We start from the raw sequence: 23,363 nt of genomic DNA, 5'->3' as shown, positions 1-23,363 counted from the left end.
TTTTCCAGACACATGACCTGGGGATGACACATCGCAATTCGCGGGCAAGCGCGCTCCTACAAGACCCGCGTCAGTCTGCTGTTGCGGTATAGCCTTCTTCTTCGATTAATCCCACCACCTGCTTGGCACCAAGCAGGCTCTGGACTTTCACTTCACCCTTGTCGAGATCAACCTGTACATCTGCCGCCGGGTCTTCACCCTGAATGGCGGTGGTGACGGCGCGCACGCAATGTGCGCAGGTCATGCCTTGAACCTTGAATACCTGCATGTGCTGCCTCCTGTTCTCATCGAAAACGTGTGATAACGCCATCTAAGACCTTCCCGTCGGGGCAAGGTCAAGTTTCCGAGGGATCTGCCGGGCTGGTATTCATCTGCGCTCTGCGCCAGAGTGCGCCTACAACCGTCATATCAGGAGAATCAGCCATGCGCTGGTCAGCCATTCGTATTGCAGGTTTCGCCGGCCTGTTGGCGTGCGCATCCTGGGCTCATGCCGATCAGGACTATGGCGTGCTGATCATTTCCCGCGAGCGCCTGGAGGTCTCCACCTCCTGCGAAATCGGAATATTCATGCAGGACCAACTCGTCGGCCGCCTGTATCAGGAAGAGTCACGCTCATTCAATTTGCCAGCAGGCGACCTGTCGGTGCGCTTGCGTGTGCTGCCGGGCCAGACGCCGGGCTGCTCGCCGGGCATTGAAGCGCAGAACAACACGCGCCTGCACATCAATGCGGGTGATGTTTTGAAATACCGCATCGCGTCCGGGCCCAACGGGATGTATTTGAAGAAAGCGGATTTGAATTACTAGCCGCCAACGAAAAAACCCGGCCTGAGCCGGGTTTTTCTTTGTCGATTATTGCATCCAGGGCGGAGGCGGTTCTTCAGTTTTCCCCGGCGGCGCATCGTCCGCCGCACGCCCCGCCTGGCGACGGTCTTCATCCAGTCGCGCCGCTTCGATCTCACGCAAGACACTGCCTACGTCGGCAATCTCATCCGGATCAGCGAACACCCCGGTCAGGACGGTCGATGGCGACAGCGTGCCTGCTTCGAAGTAGGACCACATCTCGCGGGCGTAGCGCGTTTGTTTCAACTCAGGGGCAAACCGGCCGAAGTACGAAGCCATGTTGGCGACGTCGCGCTCCAGCATGCTGAATGCGTGATTGTTACCCGCCGCGTCAACCGCCTGCGGCAGGTCGATGATGACAGGCCCGGTCGGCGTCAACAGCACGTTGAACTCAGACAGGTCACCGTGCACCAGGCCGGTACACAGCATCAGGACGATTTGCTGGATCAGGAACGCGTGATATTCCCGTGCCTGATCCGGCTCCAGCGTGACGTCGTTCAGGCGCGGCGCCGCGTCTCCGTATTCGTCACAAATCATCTCCATCAGCAGCACGCCTTCGAGGAAGTCGAACGGCTTGGGAACCCTGACACCCGCGCTCGCGAGTCGGAACAACGCCGCGACCTCGGCGTTCTGCCAGGCGTCCTCGGTTTCTTTGCGTCCAAACTTAGAGCCCTTCGCCATGGCGCGGGCATCACGGCTGTTACGGACCTTGCGGCCCTCCTGATACTCCGCAGCCTGGCGGAAACTTCGTTTGTTTGCCTCCTTGTAAACCTTCGCGCAACGCAGCTCTTTGCCACAGCGCACCACATAAACAGCTGCCTCTTTACCGCTCATCAGCGGGCGCAGCACCTCGTCGACCAGACCGTCTTCGATCAGGGGTTCAATGCGTTTTGGAGTCTTCATCAGCTTTTATTCTGGGTCCTTCGTTGCCGAACACGCGATTGTTGCCCGTTATACGGCAATCCTCTGCCAGCGAGTAGGGGCATATGCAATGCGGACCTCGATTCGATGCCAGAGCTTACCGTCTCCGCGTCCCATGAAGCAGCTTTCGTGCCGCGGCGCGGCATAGACGAAACGGTCATCGGGCAGGTGTCACCACGGTGCCAGGAAACGACGCTGATCGGCATGCGGTGTTGGAACGCTCAACGCAGGCGCAAGAAAGAGGTCAGCCAAGACCCCTTTCATTACATCAAATGGTTGCGTCTTCGTTACCAGCTGTAGCGAAGCCCCACATTCATGCCCCAAGGCTGTTCAATGTTCTGACCATTGCTGTATTCAACATCGGCATGCAACTGCAACACGTCTGTCAACTGAGCAGCGATACCGGCTCCCAATTCGCCGCGAGAGCCGGACAGATCGTTGCTGAAAGTATTGTCGTTGACCTTGATCCGATTACTCTTCGCGAATTCATGCGCCATTGCGATCTTCACATAAGGCTGAACATAGCCACCTTTATCCAGCGGGTAGTTACGCCCCACTGTGGTGCCGACTTTGCCCAGGAACGAATCGGCGTTGTTGCTGCGTGCTTCCATGCCGTTGTCCAGGGCATAGTCCTGGCCCTTCACCCACAGCGTCGACGCCTGCACGAATGGCTCTACGAACCAGTCGTCCTGCAGCTTGATGTGCTTGCCTGCTTCCACAGACATGCCCAGTCCCGAGGTGTTGTAGTTACCCTCGGATTTGCCTCCGTCGCTCATGCGCACATCAGAGGTGTTCTTGAACCGGTTAGCCTTGATAATTGCATCGATGTAGTAGCCGCTGTCAGACAACCACGTGGTGTACGCACCCAAGTAGTAACTGTCGACTTGTCCGGATGTGCCTGCCGCGATGTTCAGATCCGAACGGCTGTAACCCGCCAGAATGCCTACTAGCCATTGCCCCTCGGTCACGGGCAAAGGCGCATCGACACCAAACGATATGCCCTGCTGGTTCTGCTGATAGGCGGTGCCACCGGCTGCGGAGAGATTGTACTTATTGCCATAAGCCCGCGACCATACGCCTCCCTCCGTCTTGCCGTAGCGCAGCTCGCCCATGCGACTACGAAGACTCGTCAACTCGCCATACCATACCGTAGGAGCGGCGCTGAACAGTCCTATAACCGAGCGCGTACCTGGGGTCGGGATCGGTTCACCTTCGTCATCAAATTTCTGCACCAGATACCAATCAGTTCCGTCACCATTGCCTCGCTGCTCCAGCTCGTAGGCAAAAGTGCCGAAATCGACCTGGCCGCCTATCACAGCGAAGCCGGCCGTACTGCCCGTACCTGTGTGCACGACCTGCTGGTCCGGGCCGCCCTTGACCGGGTCGACGCCGGTGTTTCTGATCTGCAAATCGTAACTGCCGGTCGCGACACCCGATACGTTGATCTGGTCACCCTGTTGACTGGCGAGGTCAGTGTCCATGATGAACCGGCCGTTACCGGACAAAGTACTTAGATTCAGGGTCTGGAACGTACCGGCATTTGCGCCGACGTTCACCGTGCCCGCATTCATGGTGAGATTGCTCACGCCCTGGCCGTCGCTGGTGGTCCAGGTGGAGTCTTCCAGACTCAAATTCTGAACACGCAAAAGGTTGCCACTGAGTTGAGAGCCCCCGCTCAGATTCAAGCGCTGCACGTCAGAAACATTGCCGCTGACACTGGAGCCCGTTTCAACACTAAACGTGTCAATTTGGGAAATGTTGCCTGTTACGGAGGAACGTCCGTTCACCTCCAGGTTGCCCACATTTGTGACATTACCCGCCAGCGCGGCGCTATTTTGTAGAGTCAGTGCGCCAGTGGACCCAGCGTTCACCAGTACGTCTCCTGTCAGGCTGCTGCTATCAACGATAAACGTTGCAGTGGAATTATTGGCGGCTTCGAGAATGACGCCATTGCCGCCGCTCAGTGAGGAGCCGTTCTGAATGGTGATGGTCGCTGTCGAAGGAAGGGCGTCATCGAATGACCCGACGATTATCGCGCTTCCGGTTGCGCCAGCGATCGTGGAGTTATCGATCAGCACGCTCGAGGGGAGGTTGGGCGTCACCGAGTCCGGGCTGATCAATATGCCGTTCTGACCACCCGTGACACGGCTGCCGTTTGTAATGGTTGCCGAGCTGTTGAACAGCGCCACGCCCACACCGCCCCCCAGAAAAGACCCTGCGCCCCCCGCATCGTTGCCCTGCACGATGGTATTGGACAAGCTCAATTCACCGGTCGAAGCACTCACCCCCCGTCCAGAGCCGATGATGGTGCTGTTGACCACATTGGCAGTTGTGCCGGGGGTACCCGCAAAATCAGTAGTAAGAACAAGTCCGAAACTGCCAGTGCTCTCTATTAGCGCGCCAGCGATTTTAGCGTCGCTCTGGTTTAGCGAAACTGCGCTCCCTCGCGACAGCACAGACGAATCCGCATTTAGATTCAAGGTCGACCCTGACTGGACTGAAACGGAGGACGTCTGAGCATTTACGTCTAATGTCGCGCCATTTAGCAGCGTCCAGCTTTCAATGGGATCACCACTGTTCACGGTAGCAGAGCTTCCATTGAGTGTGCGCGCCTGGGCGCCCTCTTGAAGTAAGAACCCTGCGAGCGCAGCGGAACACGCCAACGCAGCTTTTGGAAATTTATCGGACATTAGTTAGACACCTCAACGAGGAAAACAAAACGAAGGCCGCAGTATGATTAATCAGGCTAGCTGCACGTGTAGGACATTTCCTGTTTTAAACAAGGAAATTTCCTACCAGATAAGAATTTAGAAAATTTCGCGATCACGCATTGCGTTGTTATTGCCATTCGAAATAACGAGCAGACAAGATCTGTTCGCGGAGTATTTTGCTTACTCGGAAACACACGCACTAAACGACGACGTACAGGACTCCGAGGTAAAAGCGCTGGCGTTATCGCGAAATATTATAGTTGCGTTAGTTTATTTACGCTGCGGGTGCACTAACCTTGATTTCAGATGCCGAGATGCACTTCGTGTCTCCATCGAAATGGACTTCGGGTGGAGGCGTGATTCTTGATGAATTCGCGACAACTCCAAGTCCGTGGCGCGCTATCAAATAGCAGCAGCCCACCTGCGCGCCAAACGGTCTGTACACCTCAATGGCTACTAACGGCAATAAATTGGTGGCCTCGGATCGGCTACGAATTTTACTGCATCTTGAATATTAGGGAGAGTCACATGAGCAGCTATGTTTCTCGAGCACTAAGGCTCGGCGCTTGCCCGGCGGACCGGTCTGGTGACGTCGCACTGGCAGAGCCTATTATCTCTGTCCCCGCCGCAATCGCGGGTTATGACGGACTTTTACCCATCACCGTCCTCGGCGACGATCTTGAAATAAACATGCCATGGTGGGATGGGGTCAGACCCCAAATGCGGCTGCAGGCGGCATGGAAATTATTCATCCCGGGTGATCCCAATGACCCGGGTGTAGACGACTTGGTAGGGACGCCATACACCGTCACTGATGCGGAGGCAGCAAACCCGGCAACCGTATTCAAGACTTATGTGCCGAAAGACCTGCTGGTCCATGGTGTATACATAGTGAGGGTCAGGGCTCTCTCGTTCCCTGGCGGGAACGAGAGCTTTAGCCAGAGGTTCACTGTGCGGGTAGACACCGTCGCGCCCGGTGGCGGAGCCTTTCCGTTACTGCTTTTTCCGCCTGCGGTTGCCCAAAGTGGAATGATCGTAGATTCGGACATTATCAATGGGCAGCTGAAAGTCCAGCTTGCGCATTACGAAGGGATTGCCCGAGGCGATAAGATTGACCTATATATCGGAACGACACTCGTCTACTCACAGGAACTTGATCAGGAACCTACAAACCTACCTGAGTTTATCCAGCTCTACTACCCAGAGGCCGAACTGGAAAAAGTAGGCAACGGGCTTCATTTCTTCTCTTTCGGGGTGACCGACAAGTCCGGCAACTTCGCTGCTTCTTTCACCGTGCAATATGACATTCAACTACACACTACCCCCACAATCATCCCTGCCCCCACCGTGCCACAGGCCGATTCCGATCTGCTGGACGAGGCCGAAGCGCGCTCGGGGACATTGGTCAACATCACGAAATATGATCTGGCGCAGGTGGGTGATGAGATACAAGTTAATTGGGGCAGCCAGCTCTCAGATAAACACGCTTTGACTGCCACCGACCTTCCGAACGACCCCATCCTTGTCATTGATCTTTCGTATGCCCTGGTGGCCGCCGAAACCGAAGTGGGTAACGTCGACGTTTTGTTTGAGGTGTTCCGCAATGGCGAGTCCATTGGCAAATCGCTAACTGACAACGTCGAGGTGGACTTGAGACTGCCTGGCGGCCCAGACCCCGACCCTGAGACCCCTGAACACGAAAACCTTTTGCCCTTGGTGGTGCGCAGTTTCAGTAATACCGGCAGCCCGCCACCCGGCCCTGAAGACAACATCATTCCACCCGAGGATTTCGATCAAAACGCCACTGCGTACATTCCATGGTTGGGCAAGGACGGAGAGGATGTATACGAGCTTGAGGATCTCATCAAGCTCACCTGGGGTTCGCAAACCCAGACAACGGTCACGCGCAGCATTGTGCAAAAAGATCTGGACGACGGGAAGGATCTGCAGCTGACCGTTCCTGGCACGACGATCGAGGCGGAGGGCTCCGGTTCAGCGATCCCGGTGGGTTACACCGTCACCCGTATCACTGACGGCACCCCGTCCGCGACCAACACGGCGATTGCGGCGCCGACCCCGGTCCAGGTGACAGGGCCGGATGAACTCCCAGGGGAGGGTACGATCGACGACGTGGTCTTCACGGTGTTGAATGAGTTGGGGGCTATTGGCGACAAGCAATTGATCGGGCCGCCGGGTAGCCGTTACAACCCGGTGCAAACTCGACTGGACTACAGCAACGTCGTGGCGGGCAGCAAAGTGACGCTGTTCTTTACCGGTTACGATAAATTATCGGAGGGAACCCTTATCCCCGCAGCAACCTACAGCGCGACATACAGTGTGACCCAAGAAGACATCGACAATGACAGGCTAACCTACGACTTCAATGTCCCGGCTACTTACCACTGGGCTGTCTGCAGTCAAGGCCGTGTAGAAGCATATGTCGTTTTCGAAAACGACAAAGGGTCCGCTCAGTCCGATCCCAAGTCGGCGTACTGCGACGTCAAGCTGCCGGGCGAGTCAGTCTGCCCGGGCGGCTCTAAAACCTGCAAAAACTACCGATGATAAATGACGGCGATGCAGGCTCCGGCCTGTGTCGCCGCTCATTAACGGAAGCTGAACGACTGCGACGGTCAAACTTGTATTAGAACAAGGATAGTTCCATGAACACTCCACCCGCATTAAAGGCGCTTAACATTCCCAGGGTTCCCTCCACCGAAGCCAACGGCGGCCTTAACTGGAGCGACCTGTATGAGGACCCACAAGCAACGGTTCCCGTGCAGGTTGTCCTGCCCGTGGACGGAGCCATTAACTTGGGAGATCGCATTGATATTGAGTGGGAAAACACGACACTGATCTCGAAAGAGGTAGACGAAGCAGCCGTACAAACCAGGCTCGTCAGTTTTCTCGTGAAAGTGACAGACATCACCCGATTCGGCGATGGATTGCATACCCTAAAGTACAAGGTAACCACGGCGATCGGCGGCAACGAGAGCACATCGCCTCAATTGGAAGTAAGAGTTAAAACCAGTGTGCCTGGTGGCAATGATCCGGATCCGGGCTCCCCCTACATCAATGAAAATTTACCTGTCGTAGCGGGTGTTCCTGATGTGATTGACGACTCCACTGCAGAATTGACGTTAACAGTGGCTCAGTATACAAACATGGACATGGACGATGTAGTAACGCTGGACTGGGGCGGACAGCGACTTAGGCCGTCCTCCCCGTTGATAGTCGGCCAACCTGTCACCTTTGTCGTGACTCGGACGACGCTCGAAGCCAGCCCCGGCAAAGTCGTCGTCCGCTACGAAGTGCGCGACCTCGTAAACAACTGGTCCAGATGGTCGTTGCAAAAAGAAACTGATGTTGAGGTGGGTAACAGCTTTCTGCAAGCCCCGCGGGTTAGCGGTAAGGGGGTAGTCGATGGAGCGGTGGATATCGATGAACTTGGTGGTTCTGATCTCAATGTCGACATTCCAACCTACAGTCGGTCACCTCATGAGACCTATTACTGGGTCACGAACACGTCACGCGACTATAACCAACCAGCCATGGAACTTGGCGATACAGTCGAACTGACCTGGAGCGGACACACGGCCGGTGGCACTGTTCTTCCGGACGAGCGGGTTAGCCACACTGTCCAGCAGGGAGATATCGGCTGGGGCTTGTCTCTTAAAATACCCAACGCCAAGGTGAAATTGATCGCCTCAGGGTATGCGGTGATGCGATACACCGTTACGCCACAAGCGGGAAATGTAAAAAGTTCTCGCAGGGCGAGTGTCGCGGTCATCGGCGCAGTCGAGGCCTTGCCTGCTCCGAAGGTCGTGGGGTTCGAGGGTACGCTTGATCCAGGGCTTCTCCCCGCTGAAGGCGCAACTCTCCGTATTGACGCCAGCGAAATGATTGTCGAGGGAGATTCCCTGCATGTGACGTGGGCCGGTACAACAGCATCGGGCGCTCCACAGAATTACACATTCGACGTCATTGTTACGCAGAATATGGATGGTCATCCCATAGAGCGTTACATCGACATGATGTACATCACACCGCTTATAGACGGTAAAGTCGATGTTAGCTACGTTCTCAACAAAGGCGACGGTCCGGTAATCAATTCACCCGTAACGACCTTGCAGATCAGAAGTTCCATTTCCGAACTGCCAGCACCCGTGATCGAACTTGCAGAAGGCGAGACACTCGACCCGACCCAAGTACCCGCCAACGGCTTGCCCGTAAGTATTTCCTATAAACCAATGATAGCCTCGGAATATGTCGAGTTTCACTGGGACGGTTTGAAACCGTTAACAAATGGCTTCAGAATTCCCGCCACATGGGGCGATAAGGCTATTGAATTCATCGTAGAAAAAAAAGACGTTCTGGCCGATTTGAATCAAAACGTGCAAACCTATTACACAGTAACCTTGGACGGCAAAACCAGGACATCCTTAAGCAGATCACTGCTGATAACTGCGGGCAGTGAAAGCGATGTCACTGAAGACTTTTCAGAGCAAACAGGAGACGCCGCTGTTCTGATAAGCGAAGGCGGCTCAATTAAAACAAAGCACATGACAGTCCGGTTTCTGCAGGGAGATGGAAAGGCCGGTTTCGTGGACAGCTATATATTGCCGCCGGAAGCAGCCAGCTATTTCGTTAATCCAGTTCTGCAGCTGGCCTATGCAGCGAAGGGAAACCAGACGATCGAGCTGGAACTGGATACTGAGTGCCAGGCCGTCTCGTTCGATGTTCATGGGGTGGAATCTGGAAGTACTGCCGTTCGCTATCTGGACGCAGCAAAGACAGAACTGAGTTCACAGCTATTGCCTGCAACGCCCAATCAGCAAATTTCATATACCAGCGCAGGTAAGCCGATACGCTACATCGAACTTATTGTCCGCAGTGACTGGACACTGTGGGACAACTTTGTAATGAGAGCCTGAGTGACAACCGTTTTAAAAATAAATAGCGTGCACTCATTCCGTGCATGCCCATTGTCGATAATGGTCAACAATATCGCTGACCAAAACCATGGAAAGGTGGAATATCATGACCGAACCAACCGCTGAACAGAAAAGCCAACTCGCCGAAGCATTCGCTTCGATTGCCGGTGGAAGATACGCCACATTACAAAATCCGGATTTCCCAAAGCCGAAGGTAGACGTTGCCGGACAGGGTGACATTCTGGATCCTACGCTGGGCCTGACAGGCGTGGATGTCATTGTCTCTTACCCGACAATGTTGACCTCAGACATCATCGGCTTGTCATTCAACGGCGACGATTCGTTTGAGACGCTAAACGGCAGCGTTTTTCAAGAGGTTACGTTCAGAGTAAAGGCAGCTCAAATTGCAGCGGCCGTCGGCAAGACCATCCAGATAATCTATGCGGTGGTTCGGCCCGCCGGTGTCGCATTGTCCGAGATCCTCGATTTAACGGTATCGTCCATTCCCGCCCAGCAGCTCAAACCTCCTAAAATCACTGAAGCATCTTCAGCTGGTGAGCTGGACGTGTCGAGTCTTACAGAGGATGCGAAGGTTACAGTTGAGCCTTGGCCATTGATTATGGCAGGACAGCAGCTATGGCTGCGGATGGAAGGCTCCAGCAACCTGGATGTGCCAGCGTGGCAAGGCTATCCGATTGGCGATGCAAATGCCCAGACCACTACCATTCCTCTGGACTATTTGAAAACGTTGGCCGATGGCTCGGAGTTGAAGCTCGCGCTGGAAGTGTCATTTGACGGTGGCAAGACGCGGCAGGCGTTCCCGCTGCAGTCCTACACTGTCAAAACTGTACCAACCGTCAGCGCCGTCACTATTACCAGGGTGACGAATGAGGCAGGTGATGTTGAAATTCCCAACGGAGGATCCACAACCGATACCAGTGTGGTTATTCACGGTACGGTGACCTTTGCCTGATAAACATGCATATTTTGAGGGGGTGATCGGTGATGAACCCTTGGACCGATCACCGCCCTTGTTTCCTGATCCGTTAAAGCCACATAAGAAGCGGAGTTGGTTACTGAAAGCAAGTACGCCGGTGTGAAAAGGTCTGTATTCCTTGATGACTTTGAGCACATCGAAATGGGCTGACGTCACAAAGATGCCCCAGTCACGGGTGCTGCAACTTTGACATCAGTCACGTTTAAGCATGGCGTGGTCACAACATTTCATATTCCCACCCCCTGCATCAACACTATGACTCACGTCTGAATAACTCCCCAGGTGTAAACCCGAACAGTCCCTTGAACGCGGCGATAAAGGCCGAGGTCGAGTCATAGCCGCAATCGAGGGCGGTGCTCGTCACGCTGCCGCCCTCCTCCAAGGCAGTGAGCGAGGCGAGTAATCGCGCTCGTTGCCGCCAGCCTCTGAAACTCAATCCGGTTTCGCGCTGGAACAAACGCATCAGCGTCTTCTCCGACATGCTAAGCCGATGCGCCCAGTCTTTCAGCGTGGTCGCTTGTCCCGGTTCTTCAATCAGCTGGTTGCACAATGCCAATAACCGCGCATGGCGGGGCAGCGGCAACGAGAAGCCCACTTCCGGCAAGCTCGACAACTGGTCGAGCAGCACCTGAACAAGGCGCGATTCCTGGCTGTCGTGTTGCGGGTAATCGGTGGGCATCAGGCAGAATGTCTTGATCAGTTCGCGAGCCAGCGGGGTGACTTCGAGCACGCGGCAGCGATCCACAGGCCCCGAAGAATCAGGTGAGCGCACATAGAGGCTGCGCATCTCCGCGCGGGTTGACGTGACTACCTCGTGATCGAGCCCGGCAGGAATCCAGACGCCCCACTGCGGCGGCGCGAAGAAGCTGCCCTGCTCGGTGTGCACGCCCAGCACGCCGCTGATGGCGTAGGAAAACTGCACCCAGTCATGACGATGAGTCGGCGTCCACGATCCTGCGTTCAAGCTCTCCGCTCTGGCGTAGAGCGGGCGCGGCAAGTCGGTCAGCTGTGGAATCAGGCGCTGGGTGTCGGTGTTGCGCAGTGGGCGCTGTCCGTTGGGCATGTGCAGACCTTGTGTCGTGAGGAGACAGTTTACGTCGCTGCCCGAAACTTCTCCTAGCTGTGCACGCTGATAGCATCAACTAAACGAAATGGATAGATTGGTGATACCCACCGGGATACGGCGATAAGCGCTATAACTATAAGATCGATTATGAACTAAAAGGGGTCTGATTTATTTGATTTTGGTCCCCTTCAAACGGGGACAGATTAATTTACGGTGAAGCGTGTAAATCAATCAGGCCCCTTGCACCTGCTGCCCCCTTGCACCTTGACTCAGCCCCTGCCTCGAGTCAGCGCTTTTGGTCCGCTTGCGCTACAAACGTTGCAACTCATTTGCCCCGTCTCGCGTAGGTCACACTCAACTACCGCGGCTACGCTGATCCTTCCCAAGGACGGAGGATCAGTCATGCCCCGCATTGCTCGTATCGTGTTGCCCGGTCACCCTCATCATATTGTTCAGCGCGGCCATAACCGGCAAACGGTGTTTGCCCATGAGGACGATTTCGCGCGTTATCTGGATGATCTTCAGGAACTCAAAGATGTGTTTGACGTGAAGGTGTTTGCGTTCTGCCTGATGACCAACCATGTGCACTTATTGCTAGCCCCTTCATGCACCGAAGGATTGGGGAAGTTGATGAAGGCGCTTGCTGCGCGCATGACGCGGTATCGCAATAAGCTGGAGGGGCGGTCTGGAACGCTATGGGAGAGTCGTTACAAGTCTAGCGTTGTGCAGTCCGATGCATATTTGCTGGCATGCAGTCGGTATATCGAACTCAATCCTGTGCGGGCCGGAATGGTTGAACGCGTCGAGGAGTATCGATGGTCAAGCTTTGGGTTGCGGTTCACCACGAATGTGCAGCACGACTGGCTGGATGTTCATTCCTGTTACGAGGCGTTGGGGCTGACACAGCTTGGTCGGCAACTGGCGTATCGGGCGTTTTTTGAGGCGCCGGCGGCTGACAGCGAGTTGAGACTGATTCGGGATGCACTGCAGAGGGGGCAATTGACCGGGGGACGGCAATTTGCTGATGAGGTTGAGCAGGTGTTGGGGCGACGGGTTGAGTATCGGGGCCGGGGTCGGCCTCAGGGTGTATTGGATACTTGATCAGGGATGGATCAGATCGGATTTGGCACGCGGGGACATGGCACACGCGGCACTCGGGGACAGATTAATTTACGGTGAAACGTTGTAAATAAATCAGTCCCCTTTCCACTTAAACACAGGAGAGCCATCCCAATCTTCAACACAGCAATGCTAATAACGGGCATTAACCAACCGACGCTTAACCTAACGCGATAGCCGTAAACCCGTTTATCGCCAATCGATATGAGCAGGACTGGCAACCGCCAGGCCTATCACCTATACATATCAAGGCTTTCTGAAATTGGACGTAATAGAGGACTTGAACATGGCACTTGGAAATACAAGCAGCATGTCGGTAGATATCCTGATTGGCACGGATGTGGTAGGGACAACGACGACACGAGCCGACGGTTCGTGGAGCTGTGACGTACCTATTGCTCTTGGCCAACAGACTTTTGTTGCTCGGGCTGGAGGTGAAACTTCTGATCCTTACACACTGACTGCCTTACCGCCCCAGGCCATTACTGATGACTTTGATGATTTGCCAGATGGCGATTTCAGCTATGCGGATAGAGATTTCTTGAGTATTAATGTAACGGGAAGCCGCGTTATCATCTCTCATAGCTTTAACAACCACCCACCATTTTTAGACGACGGAAAGATCTACATAATAGCTGATCACAACATAGAAACGCGAGTGAGTTTCAAACCAAAAAAGCTAACGCGTAGAGTGCGGTATGGTTTTGCCGAAGATCTCTCCACAGAACTCTCAGTAGCCTCAATAATTTATCATTATAATACCGGTGAACAAGTCACCGTCCCCCCCCCAAAAGGCCCCATGTGGATCGAGCACGAAGCCCCAGAAAACCGGAATATCACAGAGATAGAGTTTACATTGGCAAGATATACCGGCACACCTGTCCCATCACTATATGTGGACAATTTTTCGATTTACGTTTGACTTCCGTTGCGCGATCGCCCCCAGTTCTTACGGCCATAAATGCTGGATATTAGAGTCTGCGTCAGCATATGCGAAGTTCACATTAAGGGTGCTTCGCACATCGCTATGCAGCTACCGCACCCTCTTTCAAGTTAATCAACATCACTAAGCACATCCACTGTGCCTGTATAAATGGTGCCAGGCACTCGTGAGACGGAAAAACACTCTCAAGACGAAGTTATCGCACCGATAGGTTGCTGACTCCACAGAAAGAGTAACCAGAGCGCAACCTCCCTCTCAAATCAGGAGCAGGTCGTCAACCTACAATATGCGTATTTTGATGTACCGGCTTCGTCTATGGCGCCCATCGCGAATCGCCCCCTGAATAAGCACAACTAGGTAAAACCCGTGTTCAACGCTCAAGTATCGCCGTAACCCCCTGCCCGCCCGCTGCGCATAGGGAGATGAGTCCGCGGCCCTGCCCCGCCACGCTCAGCAACTTCGCCAGATTGGCGACAATGCGGCCACCGGTCGCCGCAAAGGGATGACCCGCCGCCAGGGAGCTGCCTTTGACATTGAGCTTACTGCGGTCAATGGAGCCCAACGGCGCATCCAACCCCAAACGAGTTTTGCAGTACTCCGGATCTTCCCACGCCTTCAACGTGCACAGCACCTGCGCGGCGAAGGCTTCGTGGATTTCGTAATAGTCGAAGTCTTGCAGCGTGAGGCCGTTGCGCGCCAGCAAGCGCGGGACAGCGTAGACCGGGGCCATCAGCAGACCTTCGTTACCGCGCACGAAATCCACCGCGGCAGCCTCGCCATCCCGCCAGTAGGCCAGAACCGGCAAGCCACGTTCCCGCGCCCACTCTTCGCTGGCGAGCAACACCAGCGAGGCACCGTCAGTGAGGGGCGTCGAGTTGCCCGCCGTCAGCGTACCTTTTGCGCTGCGCTCGTAGGCGGGCTTGAGCGAGGCAAGCTTTTCCAGGCTCGCATCAGTGCGCAGGTTGTTGTCGCGGGTCAGGCCGAGGAATGGCGTGAGCAGGTCGTCCTGCCAGCCTTCCGCATAGGCGGCGGCCATTTTTTGATGACTGTTCAGCGTCAGTTGGTCCTGTGCCTCGCGGGGGATGCCCCAGGTCTGCGCCATCAATTCGCAGTGCTGACCCATCGACAAACCGGTGCGGGGTTCGCCATTGCGCGGCAGTTCCGGCTTGAGGTTATGCAGGCGCAATTGTGTCAGCGCCTTGAGCTTGTCAGCCGTCGTCTTGCTGCGATTGACCTGCAACAGGATCTGCCGCAGGTCTTCGTTGACGCCGATGGGCGCGTCGGAGGTGGTGTCGACGCCACCGGCAATGCCGCACTCAATCTGACCGAGGGCGATCTTGTTCGCCACCAGCAGCGCCGCTTCGAGCCCGGTGCCGCAGGCTTGTTGAATGTCGTAGGCCGGCGTTTGTGGCGACAGCCGCGAACCGAGCACGCATTCACGGGTGAGGTTGAAATCACGGGAGTGCTTGAGCACCGCGCCGGCGGCGACTTCGCCGATGCGCAGGCCGTGCAGGTTGAAGCGCTCGATCAGACCTTCCAGCGCAGCGGTCAACATTTCCTGATTGCTGGCGGTGGCATACGCGCCGTTGGAGCGTGCGAACGGAATGCGATTGCCGCCGACAATGGCCACGCGTCGTGTCTGAATCATCGAAATCTCCCTGCCCTGAATGCGTCTATCGTTTGAGAAGCGCTGCCTGACAGCGTAGGACCTATTACCTAACCACGCGGTCCACTGATTTGAACCCAGACGCAAGGAGAGTGTTCCATGGCATCCGATCGCTACATTGACTTCGTCAACTCCGACCTCGGCCGCAAGCTGGTCGGCGCCGTCGGTCTGCCAGCGCCCGCACGTCTGGAGCGCTGGCAGGCGGGGCGTCTGCGGCCGGTGGAGGGCGCGCTGTTGCTGAGCACAGGTCCATTGGCCGAGCGAGTCAGCACCTTCGCGCCGCGCCTGACCGATGTGCTGTTCAGTAATGGCGGCGAAGTCAATGGCGCCCCCCCCTGGAATGCGGAGCAGAGCGGGAAGATCAAGGCTGTGGTGTTCGACGCCAGCACGCTGCTGCACACCTCCCAACTGAGTCAGTTGCGCGAGTTCTTTCAGCCGATCCTCCGTCATCTGGACAACAGCGCCCACGTCGTCATTCTTGCCCGTGCGCCGGATGCTCAAACTGATCCGCTGGCCGCCAGCACTCAGCAGGCCATCGAAGGTTTCAGCCGCTCCCTGGCCAAGGAAATGCGTAACGGTGGCACGGTTCAACTGCTGCAAGTAGAGGACGGCGCGGAAGATCAGCTCGAAGGCGCGCTGCGATTCTTCCTGTCGCCGAAGAGCGCGTTCATCTCCGGTCAGGTAATTCGCCTGAGTGCCTGCGGGCAGCAGGTTCAGGACTGGACCCGTCCGCTGGCAGGACGTAAAGCGCTGGTGACAGGGGCAGCCCGAGGCATCGGCGCGGCCATCGCGGAAACCCTCGCTCGCGACGGTGCGGAGGTGGTATTGCTGGATGTCCCCCAGGCTAAATCCGATCTCGATGCGCTGGCGGCGCGTCTTGGTGGGCAGGCGCTGGTCCTGGACATCTGCGCACCGGACGCTGCCGCTCAGTTGATTGAACACTTGCCCGGCGGCCTGGATATCGTCGTGCACAACGCTGGCATCACCCGGGACAAGACGCTGGCGAATATGCCCTCGGACTTCTGGGACTCGGTGCTGGATGTGAATCTCAACGCACCGCAGGTGCTGACCCAGGCGCTGATCGACAGCGGCGTGCTGCGCGAGAATGGCAGCGTGATTCTGCTGGCGTCGATCAGCGGGCTTGCGGGCAATCGCGGGCAAACCAACTACACCACGAGCAAGGCCGGGCTGATCGGCTATGCCCGGGCGATGGCGCCGACCCTCAAAGCGCGGGGCATCAGCATCAACGCCGTGGCGCCGGGTTTTATCGAAACGAGCATGACGACGCACATGCCGTTTGCCTTGCGCGAAGCGGGCCGACGCATGAGTTCGTTGGGCCAGGGCGGCCAGCCCCAGGACGTGGCCGAAGCGGTGGCTTGGCTGGGTCAACCGGGCTCCGGCGCAATGAGCGGCCAGGTGCTGCGCGTGTGCGGCCAGAGCGTGCTCGGTGCCTGAGTGGGCATCAAGAACATGAGTGTTTGAATCGCCGCCCCGTCGATCCGGTGCGTGCCTGATCTGTAGCATGACCACAGGAGAACCTCGATGAGTGCGCACTGGCGGTATCTGGACACGCCCCCGGCCCTGCCCGGCCTGTTCATGCAAGCGGCGTTGCGGCGCAAGGTCAGCGGCGCAAAACTACCGGATCAAGGGCTGCGGTGCTGGATGTCAGTGGATCCGGACAAGGTCAAAGCGTTCGCCCACGTCTGCGGCTTTATCCCGGGCAGTCTGCTGCCGCCGACCTATCCCCATGTGCTGGCCTTCCCGCTGCAGATGAAACTGCTTACCGACAAGGATTTCCCCTTCCCGCTCCTCGGGCTGGTCCACTTGCACAACCGGATCAGCGTTCGTCGGCCCCTTGGCAGCGTGATCAAGGTGCAGGTCAGCGTGCACGTTGGCCATCTCAAACCCCATGCAAAGGGCGCGACGTTCAGCGTGATCACCCAGGTCGAAGATGCGTTGGGCCTGCTGTGGGAAGAAGAGAGCACGATGCTTTGCCGTGACGTCCACGTGGACGGCGAGATCGAAGGCGATTACGAACCGGCGCCGCTGCCGATGACGGAGCTGGCGACGTGGTCAGCGCCTTCGGACATTGGTCGTCAGTACGCCAAGGTCAGTGGCGACTACAACCCGATTCACCTCAGTGACAGCAGCGCCAAACTGTTCGGTTTTCCCAAGGCGATTGCCCACGGGCTGTGGATAAAAAGCCGTGCCTTGGCAGCACTTGAAGATCATCTGCCGACGTCGAATGTAGAGATTTCGGTGGATTTTCACAAACCGGTGCGGCTGCCGAGCGGGGTGACGTTGTCTGCCAGCGCGGCGGGGTCCCATGGGCAGTTCAAGCTGGAAGGCGCGGAAGGGATCGTGCATATGCTGGGGAGCTGGCGGCCGGCCACGGAGTAACTCTGTGGGAGCGTGGCTTGTCCCGCGATCTGGCGCGAAGCGGCAGCAAATCTGCCGGTCGCGTGGTGTCAGGCAGAATCCATTCGTTTGTTTTGCGACCGCTGCGCAGCCGATCGCGGGACAAGCCACACTCCTACACTGCGTCCCCCGCCACCGAGCTCGGCGACTGCGCATCGCGCCCCCTTGCGTCAATCGCCTATCCCCCTGAAGCTACGCACCTTCAGGAGACCCCCATGAACCTCGACGAACTCACCCAACGCCTGCATCGCATCCGCGATAACAACGACTGGCGGCAATTTCACAGCCCGAAAAACCTGGCCATGGCCGCCAGCGTGGAAATGGCCGAGCTGGTGGAGATCTTCCAGTGGAAGACCGAGGATCAGTCCCGTCAGTTACCGGCGGACGAGCTGGCCCACGCCGGGCAGGAAGTCGGAGACATCGTGCTTTACCTGCTGCTGTTGTGCAGCGAGCTGGGTCTGGACATGGATGAAGTGGTGCGCGCAAAACTGGCGGACGGCGAACGGCGGTTCAGCCAATGAGCGACCGTCATTTCGATCAACTGGCGACGCGCTTCGCTGAAAAAATCTACGGCGGCGCCAAGGGGGCGATCCGGTTGGCGGTGCTACAGGCTGACCTTATCGAAAGCCTGCCGGACCGTCCGTTGCGCGTGCTGGACATCGGCGCCGGGCTTGGGCACATGTCGCTGTGGCTGGCCGAGCGCGGGCATGATGTGACGCTGGCCGAACCCGCCGCCCCCATGCTCGAAGGCGCACGTCAGCGCTTTACCGACGCGGGGCAGACGGCGAACTTCATTCAGGCGCCGTGGCAAGCACTGCCCGATATTCTGACCGAGCGTTATGACCTGGTGATCTGCCATGCAGTGCTGGAGTGGCTGGACGAGCCGTTCACGATTCTTCCGGTCCTGCATCAGTTGACCGAGCCCGACGGCTGGCTGTCATTGGCGTTCTACAACCGCGACGCACTGATTTACCGCAACCTGCTCAAAGGCCACTTCCGCAAAATGCGCAAGAACACCCTGGCCGGCGAAAAACAGAGTCTGACCCCGCAGGAGCCTCTTGATCCCCGCGAACTGGCGGCGCAACTTGGCCCTTTGTGGCGAGTCGAAACCCAAAGTGGCGTTCGGGTTTTTCACGACTACATGCCGGTCGAGTTCCAGGCTCGAGCCGAGCTTGCGGACCTGCTGGAAATGGAGCTCGCCCACCGTCGCCACCCGGCCTTCGCCGGACTGGGACGCTACCTGCACTGGATGTGCCGCCCCTTATAACAGACGCTGGTTTACTCGCTGCTTAACGCACGCTGCGGAGACCCTCATGAAACGCCGTCTCGCTTTGCTTTCCCTCTGCCTGGGCCTCGCCGCCTGCCAGAGCCCCAATCCTTATCGCGCTGTGTCTGCGGCCATTCCACCGGCGCCGCCTCACGCTGCCAATGCCATCGACATGAGCGCTTACCCTGCGGCGCCGCGCGATTATGGCCGCTATCGCAACTGGGCCTGGCTCAACGGTCAGTTGCCGCCGGGCACCCTCTGGGCAGACTCGGCTCAACTGGCCGAAGCCGTGAGCAACGGGCTGGATCAACGCGGTCTGCGGCCGTCGCAGAACCCGCAGGCGGCGGACTTGCGCGTCGCCGCCGATACCCATGCGGAGACCCGGATTCGTCAGGTGCGCGATGACTATTACGATCCGTACTATGGCGGTTCAGGTGGGGGCTATTACGGTGGTAACGGCTACCGCAACGGTTACGGCGGTTATGCCAGCGTGCCGATCGTGCGTACCTACCAGGAACAGGTGGTTGTGGTTCGCATCAGTCTGTTCGATGCCCGCAGCGGCCAGCCGGTGTGGAGCGCGAGCGCCGAAACCGCCAGCGGCGGCGACCAGTCAACCCGCGCCAAAGCCCTGCGTCAGGCCGTACAACAAGCCCTGACGGCTTACCCGCCGTCCTGATTTCGCGCCCCTTGGCGTTTTGTTTACACGCTGGAGAAATCCCATGTACCGCCGCATTGCTGTCCTTTGTGTCGCCCTGCTGCTCGGCGCCTGCCAGACCGATCGGGTCAACCGCGACTTCGACGCCCAGCGCGATTTCGGCGCCTACCGGTCGTGGGCGTGGAAGGAGCCTGGTTTGCAATATCAGCCGGACGATCCGCGCATCAAAAGTGACCTGACCGAACAGCGCATTCGCCAGGCGGTCGGCGAGCAACTGGAGCAGCGCGGCCTGCGCATGGCAGCGCCCGGCATGAAAGCGGACGTGCAACTGCAGGCATGGCTCATCGTAGAAAACCGCCAGCAGACGGTCACCACCAACTACGGCGGCGGTGGCGGTTATTGGGGCAATCCGTGGGGCGGCTACTGGGGCGGCCCGATCGGCACCGAGACGCGCAACGTCGATTACAAAGTCTCGACCCTGCAGATCGACATGCTCGACGGCAAGGACGGCAAGCTGGTCTGGCGTGGCAGCACCGAGCAGATGGTCAGCGACGGCAACGCCAACCCTGCTGCGCGCGAGCAGGCCCTGCGCCAGACGGTGCAGAACATCCTGCAGCAGTATCCGCCGCATTGAGGGTTGATCCGGTCGTCAGCCTGTGAGGTCCATATAGGAGTGAGCTTGCTCGCGAAGACGGCATTTCAACCGCCGAAAATTGAGTGGACGTAGCGACCAAGTCGCGAGCAAGCTCGCTCCCACTGCGGCCTGATCTCGTCCACACAATGGGTGATCGACGCGAATCCGTAGGAGTCAGCTTGCTGGCGAACCCGATCTGTCATTCACCCTCGCGGCGTCTAAACAACAGCGTTCGCCAGCAAGCCGGCTCCTACGGTGGATCGGCGGCACCTCTGACCATGGGTCTCACGCACGGGCCTCTACGTTTCAATCCACCACACTGAATTCCACCCGGGCAGTCTGCCCGCTTTCATCCAGCACGCTCAGTTGGTAGCGCCCCAAACGCGTGAAGGTGTGGGTGTAGCTGTCCTGACTGGCGGTGTCGCCGACCGGCGTGCCGTCGATGAACCACCAGCGCCGGCCACTGCCGCCCAGCGCCGACAGCGTGAGCCGCAACAGCTGCTGACTGCCGGCCGGCAAGCGCAATTGATCGCCCTCCCGGACGCCCACCACTGACAATGGTGGGGCTAGGCTCAGCCCTTGAGGCGGGCATGATGGGTCAACGTCAGGGAGACGCGCCTCGCGCCGCTCGCCCTTCGGCAGCCAGGGTTCAAGGGGCGCCGGCCAGAGGGCGATCTCTTTTGGCTGAGCCTGTGGACAACTTGCCGCGACGCGCAGGCCTTTGTCGTTCAGCCAGACTTTCTCCGTGAGCCCCAACCCCAGCGGCTGATCGGTCGCCTGCAAGGTCGGCGGCGTCGTGCCGTCGAGGGTCCAGGCGAAACGTTGGCGACGGCAGTTCGGGTCGCTCTTGCTCATCGGCTGCCCCAGAGGCCAGCAGATGGCAGCAACGCCTACGTTGAGCGGCACCGGCAACACGGGCGGCAGGATGTTGCGCTGGGCGTCGCGGTTCACCAGCAGGTCGTGAACCTGCAGCATCAGCGGCGCTGCCGACGCCAGCCCAAACTGCCCCGGCACCGGGGTCCCGTCCGGCCGGCCGATCCACACGCCGATCAGAAACCTCGGCCCTACGCCAATCGACCACGCATCTCGAAAGCCGTAACTGGTGCCGGTTTTCCAGGCCAGTTGCGGGCGCTGCACAAGCTCGGCGTGGGGATCGAGGTCAGGCCGGGATTGGCCGCTGAGAATCCGCCGAATGATCCACGCCGCGCCGGGCGACATCATCGGTCGGTCACGCAGACGGTCATCGGGCTGCAAGCGAATGTCCGCACTGCGCCCGCCCCGCGCGAACGCGCTGTAGCCACCGACCAGATCCTCCAGCCGACTGCCTGCACCGCCCAGGATCAACGCCAGATTGGGTTCAGCCAGGGGCGGCAAGGTCAGCGGCACGCCGCCGTTGCGCAGCTCCGCTGCGAAGCGTTTCGGGCCATAGACTTCCAGCAGTTGCACCGCTGGCAGATTCAGCGACATCGACAGCGCCGAGCTGGCCGCCACCGCACCGTTAAAACCCGACGAGAAATTACCCGGCCGGTAATCGCCATAGCGCCGGGGCACGTCCTGCAGCAACGACTCCGAATGGATCAGCCCGGCGTCGATGGCCTTGCCGTAGAGAAAGGGTTTGAGCGTCGAGCCCGGCGAGCGCAACGCGCTGACCATGTCGACATGGCCAAAGCGTTTGGCGTCGCCGATGTCCACCGAGCCGACGTAGGCGCGGACGGCCATGTTCTGCGCTTCCACCACCAGAATCGCGGCGGACGTGCGCTCGGGCAGACGCGCACGCCAGCCCAGCAGCAGGTCTTCGAGACGACGCTGCAGGCCGGCGTCCAGGGTGGTGTGGATCAACGGCGGGCTGTTGGGGCGATTCAGACGCCGGGCGAGCAAGGGCGCCAGGCTGGGCTCCTGACGAGGCGCGAGCAGCAGCGGTTCTTCCAGCGCTTCGTCAACCGCACCCTGCGGCCAAGTGCCGAACTCGGCCAGACGCCGCAACACTTTGTCCCGCGCCGCCTGAGCACGTTGTGCGTGGCGATCCGGACGCAGACGACTCGGCGCCTGGGGCAGCACGGCCAGCAGCGCCGCGTCGGCACGGGTCAGTTGCTGCGGGGACTTGCCCAGGTACGCCCAACTGGCAGCGGCGACGCCCTGCAACGTGCCGCCAAACGGCGCGCGATTGAGGTACAGCACCAGGATGTCCTGTTTGGACAGGTGCCATTCCAGCTGCGCGGTTCGCCACAGCTGTCGAAGCTTGCCAGCCAGTGTGCGCGAGTGTGGATCGAGCAAGCGGGCCACCTGCATCGACAGGGTGCTGCCGCCGGACACCACATGGCCACCGCTGAGGTTTTGCCAGGCCGCGCGCGCCAACGCCATGGGGTTCACCCCGGGATGTTGATAGAACCAGCGGTCCTCGTAGGTCAGCAGCGCTTCGAGGTAATAAGGCGACACCTGATCGACCGTCACCGGGTAGCGCCAGACGCCATTGGCATCGGCGAACCGCCACAGCGGCGTGCCGTCTTCGGCGAGCACCACGCGCGCCAGATCGTCCTTGGGCAAGGGCAGCGGCCAGATCCGATCGGCGAGCCAGAGCAGCAGACACATGATTAGCAGGCTGCCGATGAGCCAGGCGACAGCGCGAGCACAGCGTCGGCCCATTCGCGAGCAAGCTCGCTCCCACAATCCCGAGCAGGTCGGCCGTAGCGATAATCGGGTGATCTTCACAGAAAGCCTTTACCCGACAGGGAACTCGCCCGGACAATCGACGGCCAAAGCGAGCAATGCCGTTTTTGGTCCACGCCCCTCATCAGGAAGCAGATATGCAGGTAGAAAGCGTTTTCGAATGGCTCGGCCAAGTGATTGGCGCCGTGATCCGCTTCGTCGTCGACGGCTTAAGCTGGTTGTTCAACATGTTCACTCACGCGGGCGGCAATTTCGTTGACGGCCTGTCGCGCACGTTGGGCATGGACACTTCAATCGTCAGCATCGTGGCCCTGGTTGTCGGTTTGATGCTGCTGTATTCAGCGATCCGCGCCTTCATGCGCGCCTCGATCATCATGGGGATCATCTGGTTGTTTCTGGGGCTGTGGCTGTTGAGCTGGATTATTCATTGATACGTCAGGAACCGGGGACAGATTAATTTACGGTGGAGCGTTGTAAATAAATCAGTCCCCTAGCGTCGTCCCCTAGCGTCACCTGACGCAAAGCGTC

19 protein-coding genes are annotated in these 23,363 nt (G+C 58.2%); 13 read left to right on the top strand and 6 right to left on the bottom strand.

All coding sequences use genetic code 11. The features are described from left to right. Window positions 1–70: 70 nt before the first annotated feature. Window positions 71–268: a heavy-metal-associated domain-containing protein gene (locus tag ACYAR8_RS05370; RefSeq protein ID WP_463579281.1), complete on the bottom strand. Its 198-nt coding sequence runs from the start codon at window positions 266–268 to the stop codon at window positions 71–73. A 155-nt stretch (window positions 269–423) separates the two neighbouring features. Here ACYAR8_RS05370 and ACYAR8_RS05365 point away from each other — a divergent pair, with 155 nt between their 5' ends. Continuing rightward, a complete protein-coding gene (locus ACYAR8_RS05365) occupies window positions 424–804 on the top strand; it encodes a hypothetical protein (RefSeq protein ID WP_074890492.1) in 381 nt (126 codons plus the stop codon). A gap of 45 nt (window positions 805–849) precedes the next feature. Here ACYAR8_RS05365 and ACYAR8_RS05360 read toward each other — a convergent pair whose 3' ends face one another. Both ACYAR8_RS05360 and ACYAR8_RS05355 read right to left on the bottom strand, forming a co-directional pair. Beyond that, a complete protein-coding gene (locus ACYAR8_RS05360) occupies window positions 850–1,743 on the bottom strand; it encodes a PA4780 family RIO1-like protein kinase (RefSeq protein WP_463579280.1) in 894 nt (297 codons plus the stop codon). A gap of 305 nt (window positions 1,744–2,048) precedes the next feature. After that, a complete protein-coding gene (locus ACYAR8_RS05355; RefSeq protein ID WP_463579279.1) occupies window positions 2,049–4,451 on the bottom strand; it encodes an autotransporter outer membrane beta-barrel domain-containing protein in 2,403 nt (800 codons plus the stop codon). 549 nt (window positions 4,452–5,000) lie between these two features. On the opposite strand from ACYAR8_RS05355, the gene ACYAR8_RS05350 reads away from it, so the two are divergent. The 3 genes from ACYAR8_RS05350 (at window position 5,001) to ACYAR8_RS05340 (ending at window position 10,376) form a co-directional block, all read left to right on the top strand. Next, window positions 5,001–7,034 carry a hypothetical protein gene (locus tag ACYAR8_RS05350; protein ID WP_463579278.1) on the top strand — a complete coding sequence of 678 codons (2,034 nt, stop codon included), beginning with the start codon at window positions 5,001–5,003 and terminating at the stop codon, window positions 7,032–7,034. A 98-nt stretch (window positions 7,035–7,132) separates the two neighbouring features. Then, a complete protein-coding gene (locus ACYAR8_RS05345) occupies window positions 7,133–9,403 on the top strand; it encodes a hypothetical protein (RefSeq protein ID WP_463579277.1) in 2,271 nt (756 codons plus the stop codon). A gap of 106 nt (window positions 9,404–9,509) precedes the next feature. Then, window positions 9,510–10,376: a hypothetical protein gene (locus tag ACYAR8_RS05340; RefSeq protein ID WP_463579276.1), complete on the top strand. Its 867-nt coding sequence runs from the start codon at window positions 9,510–9,512 to the stop codon at window positions 10,374–10,376. A 277-nt stretch (window positions 10,377–10,653) separates the two neighbouring features. Here ACYAR8_RS05340 and ACYAR8_RS05335 read toward each other — a convergent pair whose 3' ends face one another. Then, complete coding sequence (locus tag ACYAR8_RS05335; protein ID WP_463579275.1) at window positions 10,654–11,463, bottom strand: AraC family transcriptional regulator; 810 nt, start codon at window positions 11,461–11,463, stop codon at window positions 10,654–10,656. Window positions 11,464–11,868: 405 nt separating this feature from the next. On the opposite strand from ACYAR8_RS05335, the gene ACYAR8_RS05330 reads away from it, so the two are divergent. Continuing rightward, window positions 11,869–12,567: a transposase gene (locus tag ACYAR8_RS05330; RefSeq protein WP_463579274.1), complete on the top strand. Its 699-nt coding sequence runs from the start codon at window positions 11,869–11,871 to the stop codon at window positions 12,565–12,567. A gap of 304 nt (window positions 12,568–12,871) precedes the next feature. Continuing rightward, window positions 12,872–13,507: a hypothetical protein gene (locus ACYAR8_RS05325; RefSeq protein WP_463579273.1), complete on the top strand. Its 636-nt coding sequence runs from the start codon at window positions 12,872–12,874 to the stop codon at window positions 13,505–13,507. A 391-nt stretch (window positions 13,508–13,898) separates the two neighbouring features. On the opposite strand, the gene ACYAR8_RS05320 is transcribed toward ACYAR8_RS05325, so the two are convergent. Beyond that, window positions 13,899–15,176 carry an acetyl-CoA C-acetyltransferase gene (locus tag ACYAR8_RS05320; RefSeq protein ID WP_463579272.1) on the bottom strand — a complete coding sequence of 426 codons (1,278 nt, stop codon included), beginning with the start codon at window positions 15,174–15,176 and terminating at the stop codon, window positions 13,899–13,901. A 117-nt stretch (window positions 15,177–15,293) separates the two neighbouring features. On the opposite strand from ACYAR8_RS05320, the gene ACYAR8_RS05315 reads away from it, so the two are divergent. The 6 genes from ACYAR8_RS05315 (at window position 15,294) to ACYAR8_RS05290 (ending at window position 20,168) form a co-directional block, all read left to right on the top strand. After that, a complete protein-coding gene (locus ACYAR8_RS05315; RefSeq protein WP_463579271.1) occupies window positions 15,294–16,649 on the top strand; it encodes a 3-oxoacyl-ACP reductase in 1,356 nt (451 codons plus the stop codon). A gap of 87 nt (window positions 16,650–16,736) precedes the next feature. Continuing rightward, on the top strand, window positions 16,737–17,594 hold the full coding sequence (locus tag ACYAR8_RS05310) for a MaoC family dehydratase (RefSeq protein WP_463579270.1): 858 nt from the start codon (window positions 16,737–16,739) through the stop codon (window positions 17,592–17,594). A gap of 233 nt (window positions 17,595–17,827) precedes the next feature. After that, window positions 17,828–18,133, top strand: coding sequence for a MazG-like family protein (locus ACYAR8_RS05305; RefSeq protein WP_108118998.1), 306 nt, complete (start codon window positions 17,828–17,830; stop codon window positions 18,131–18,133). Continuing rightward, window positions 18,130–18,879: a methyltransferase domain-containing protein gene (locus ACYAR8_RS05300; protein WP_463579269.1), complete on the top strand. Its 750-nt coding sequence runs from the start codon at window positions 18,130–18,132 to the stop codon at window positions 18,877–18,879. The genes ACYAR8_RS05305 and ACYAR8_RS05300 overlap by 4 nt, the downstream gene beginning before the upstream one ends. Before the next feature lie 46 nt (window positions 18,880–18,925). Then, on the top strand, window positions 18,926–19,555 hold the full coding sequence (locus ACYAR8_RS05295; RefSeq protein ID WP_463579268.1) for a DUF4136 domain-containing protein: 630 nt from the start codon (window positions 18,926–18,928) through the stop codon (window positions 19,553–19,555). A gap of 43 nt (window positions 19,556–19,598) precedes the next feature. Next, a complete protein-coding gene (locus tag ACYAR8_RS05290; RefSeq protein WP_463579267.1) occupies window positions 19,599–20,168 on the top strand; it encodes a DUF4136 domain-containing protein in 570 nt (189 codons plus the stop codon). Window positions 20,169–20,474: 306 nt separating this feature from the next. On the opposite strand, the gene pbpC is transcribed toward ACYAR8_RS05290, so the two are convergent. Continuing rightward, window positions 20,475–22,811 (bottom strand): peptidoglycan glycosyltransferase PbpC, encoded by a 2,337-nt coding sequence (gene pbpC / locus ACYAR8_RS05285; RefSeq protein ID WP_463579266.1) that lies wholly within the window; start codon window positions 22,809–22,811, stop codon window positions 20,475–20,477. A gap of 161 nt (window positions 22,812–22,972) precedes the next feature. Here pbpC and ACYAR8_RS05280 point away from each other — a divergent pair, with 161 nt between their 5' ends. Further along, a complete protein-coding gene (locus ACYAR8_RS05280) occupies window positions 22,973–23,266 on the top strand; it encodes a hypothetical protein (protein ID WP_122535324.1) in 294 nt (97 codons plus the stop codon). Window positions 23,267–23,363: the final 97 nt, after the last annotated feature.

Source organism: Pseudomonas sp. HP_01 (assembly GCF_055284355.1).
This window is presented reverse-complemented; position numbering and strand designations above follow the sequence as displayed.